Origin of the sequence: Streptomyces xiaopingdaonensis (assembly GCF_000262345.1) — a bacterium.
Classification (GTDB): domain Bacteria; phylum Actinomycetota; class Actinomycetes; order Streptomycetales; family Streptomycetaceae; genus Streptomyces; species Streptomyces xiaopingdaonensis.
The window spans coordinates 1-3,472 of record NZ_AJTQ01000184.1 but is presented as its reverse complement, the minus strand read 5'-3'; the positions used below and the strand labels follow the sequence as shown (position 1 = coordinate 3,472).

The following is a 3,472-nucleotide window of genomic DNA, read 5'->3' as shown; positions in this document are numbered from 1 at the left end:
GACCCGACCGCCTGCCGGCGCAGGCGGCGGTGCACCCGGTGCGGTGCCTCGCACGCACCGCACCGGGTGCCCTCCGCCCGCCGAGGAGATCCCGCAGTCTTCCCCAGGAGGAGACGTGCTCGACAGCGAAGCCACAACCAAGCGAAGAGTCCGGACAGCCCCGCCGCAGACGGGACTCGAGCGCATCGGGACCGAACTCCCGCGACCGGTAGCGGAGTTCCTCCGGTGAGCCCCCGGCGAAGGGAGCCGCGCATGCGCCGCACGGCATGGACCGCACTCGCCGCGTCGGCGCTCCTGCTGGCGTCCACCGCGATCCCGGGACACGCCGCGCAGCAGGGCGAGGACGCGGAGGGCGAGAGCGTCCTCGTCTTCTCCAAGACGGCAGGGTTCCGGCACGACTCCATCGAGGACGGCATCGACACCGTCCGGCAGCTCGGCGAGGAGCACGGGTTCAGCGTCGAAGCGACGGAGGACGCGGGGGAGTTCACCCCCGACAACCTCGCCGGGTTCGACGCCGTCGTGTGGCTCTCCACCACCGGTGACGTCCTCGACGACGCCCAACAGGACGCGTTCCAGGAGTACATCCAGGACGGCGGCGGATACGTCGGCGTCCACGCCGCGGCCGACACCGAGTACGACTGGCCCTGGTACGAGGGTCTCGCGGGCGCCTGGTTCGACTCGCACCCGGAGATCCAGGAGGCCACGGTCGCCGTCGAGGACCACGACCACCCGGCCACCGCGCACCTCGACGACACCTGGGTGCGCACCGACGAGCTCTACAACTACCGCACCAACCCCCGCGAGGACGCGCACGTCCTCGCCACGCTCGACGAGTCCACCTACAGCGGTGGGAACATGGGCGACCACCCCATCAGCTGGTGCAAGGAGTACGACGGCGGCCGCTCCTTCTACACGGGGCTCGGACACACCAAGGAGTCGTTCGCCGAACCCGCCTTCGTACAGCACGTCCTGGGCGGCATCCAGTACGCCACGGGGGCCGCGGACGCCGACTGCGACCCCGGGCAGGCGCCCGGCGAGGAGGGGTACACGCAACTCTTCGACGGGACGTCGCTCGACGGCTGGTCCCAGGCCGGGCCCGGCTCCTTCGAGCTGAACGGGGACGGCACCATGACGAGCACCGGTGGGATGGGCCTCCTCTGGTGGGAGGAGCAGGAGTTCGACGCCTACTCGCTCAAGCTCGACTGGAAGATGGAGGGCGACGACAACTCCGGTGTCTTCGTGGGCTTCCCGCCCTCCGACGACCCCAACTCGGCCGTGGACAGGGGCTACGAGATCCAGATCGACGCGACCGACAGCGACGACCGCACCACGGGCGCCGTCTACGGCTTCCAGTCGGCCGACCTCGAAGCCCGCGATGCCGCGCTCAACCCGCCGGGGGAGTGGAACTCGTACGAACTCGTCGTCGAGGGGCAGAACCTCAAGATCTACCTCAACGACGTCCTGATCAACGACTTCACCAGCACAGAACCCGAACGCAGCCTGGAGAGCGGCCACATCGGGCTCCAGAACCACGGCGACGACGACACGGTGAGCTTCCGCGACGTGCGCATCAAGGAACTCACAGGTGAGGAGGGCGGCACCCGCTGACGGAACGCCCGCCGCCCGCGCGGCAAGCGCGCGGGAGCAGGCCGCCCGCCGCCGCGATCCGAGGGGGAGCGTGGACGGCAGGCAGCCGCGGTACGGCACACCGCAACGGCCGCACCGCGGACCGGAGGCGGGGAGGAGAACGCCGAACTCCTCCCCGCCCACCCGGAGTTGCACCCCCTCCTGCCACCGCCACCGACCGCACCAGCCGACCGCTGCCCGCGCCCGTCCCGCGCTCCACGGAAGCCGGACGGTCGCCGGAGGGCGCGGAGACCGCCGTACGGGGAGCCGCCCCGCGCCGCCCCGGCAGCAGGGCACACCCACCGAACAGGGAGGCAGGCCGTGACCGACACCAGGCACAACCCCACCACCTCGCGCGAGCGCACCGGCGTGTGGCTCGTCGGCGCCCGCGGCTCCGTCGCCACGACGGCCGTCGCCGGGTGCGCGGCAGTCACGGCCGGGCTCCATCCACCCGCCGGGATGGTCACCGAGGCGGGCCCTTTCACCGGCAGCGGACTGCCCGCCCTCGACACCCTCGTCTTCGGCGGCCACGAGACCGCCTGCGGCAGCCTCGGCAAGCGCGCCGAGGAGCTCGCGGACGCCGGGGTACTGCCGCACGGACTGCCCGCCGCCGTCCGCGGCGAACTCGAGCGCGCCGACGCCGCCGTCCGCACGGCGAGCCCGCACGGCGCCCACGCGGGCGACGAGGCGGCCGTCGAGCAACTCGCCTCCGACATCCGGGAGTTCGGCGAGGTCCACGAGGTCGCGCGCACGGTCGTGGTCAACGTCGCCAGCACCGAGGCCGCACCGGAGGACGACCCGGCAGCGCCCCTCCCGCCGAGCTCCCGCTACGCCGCTGCCGCCCTGCGCGCGGGCTGCCCGTACGTCAACTTCACCCCGTCGACGGGGCTCCACCACCCGAGGCTCGCCGCGCCCGCGCGGGAGAGCGGACTGCCGTACGCGGGACGTGACGGGAAGACCGGTCAGACGCTGCTGCGCTCCGTGCTCGCGCCGATGTTCGCGCAGCGGGCGCTCGCCGTACGCGCCTGGTCGGGCACGAACCTGCTCGGCGGAGGCGACGGCGCGGCACTCGCGGAACCCGGCGCCGCCGCCGTGAAGAACGCGGGAAAGGAGCGCGTCCTCGGCGACACGCTCGGGGAACTCCCCGACGGGGAGGTGCACATCGACAACACCCCCGCCATGGGCGAATGGAAGACGGCCTGGGACCACATCGCCTTCGACGGCTTCCTCGGCGCCAGGATGTACCTCCAGACCACCTGGCAGGGGTGCGACTCCGCCCTCGCCGCCCCGCTCGTCCTCGACCTCGCCCGAATCGCCGCGCGCGCACACGAGTCGGGGCTCACCGGTCCGATCGAAGGGCTCGGCTTCTACTTCAAGGACCCCGACGAGGGCTCCGCCGCCCTGCCGGACCAGTGGCGCGCGCTCCTCCACCTCGCCGATCGGCTCGGTGAGCGCCGGTGAGCGACGACGCACGCCGGCGCGCCGCTGCCTGGCTCCAACTCCTGCGCGTCTCGGCGCTCTTCACGGTGCCGGGCGACGCCCTGGCGGGCGCCGCAGCCACCGGAAGCCGTCCCGGCAGGGGGACGCTCCTCGCCGCCGGCTCCTCGCTCTGCCTCTACGAGGCAGGCATGGCGCTCAACGACTGGGCCGACCGCGAGGAGGACGCCGTCGAGCGCCCCGAACGGCCCCTGCCTTCCGGGCGGTTGGCGCCTTCGACGGTGCTCGCCGCGGCCGGCGGCCTCACCGCGGCAGGGCTCGGTCTCGCAGCAGCCGCCGGCCGCCGCGCCGGCCCCGCGCTGCCGGTCGCCTCGGCGCTCGCGGCCACCGTCTGGGCGTACGACCTGCG

Annotated in this window: 3 protein-coding genes; all 3 read left to right on the top strand. The window is 73.4% G+C overall.

The genetic code is table 11. The features are described from left to right. Positions 1-252 precede the first annotated feature (252 nt). On the top strand, positions 253-1,608 hold the full coding sequence (locus tag UWG_RS0114900) for a ThuA domain-containing protein (protein ID WP_016908019.1): 1,356 nt from the start codon (positions 253-255) through the stop codon (positions 1,606-1,608). Positions 1,609-1,947: 339 nt separating this feature from the next. Next, on the top strand, positions 1,948-3,087 hold the full coding sequence (locus UWG_RS0114895) for an inositol-3-phosphate synthase (protein ID WP_016908018.1): 1,140 nt from the start codon (positions 1,948-1,950) through the stop codon (positions 3,085-3,087). Next, positions 3,084-3,472 (top strand): UbiA family prenyltransferase (locus UWG_RS0114890; protein ID WP_016908017.1); only part of this gene is annotated, 389 nt, incomplete at its 3' end. The genes UWG_RS0114895 and UWG_RS0114890, both read left to right, overlap by 4 nt.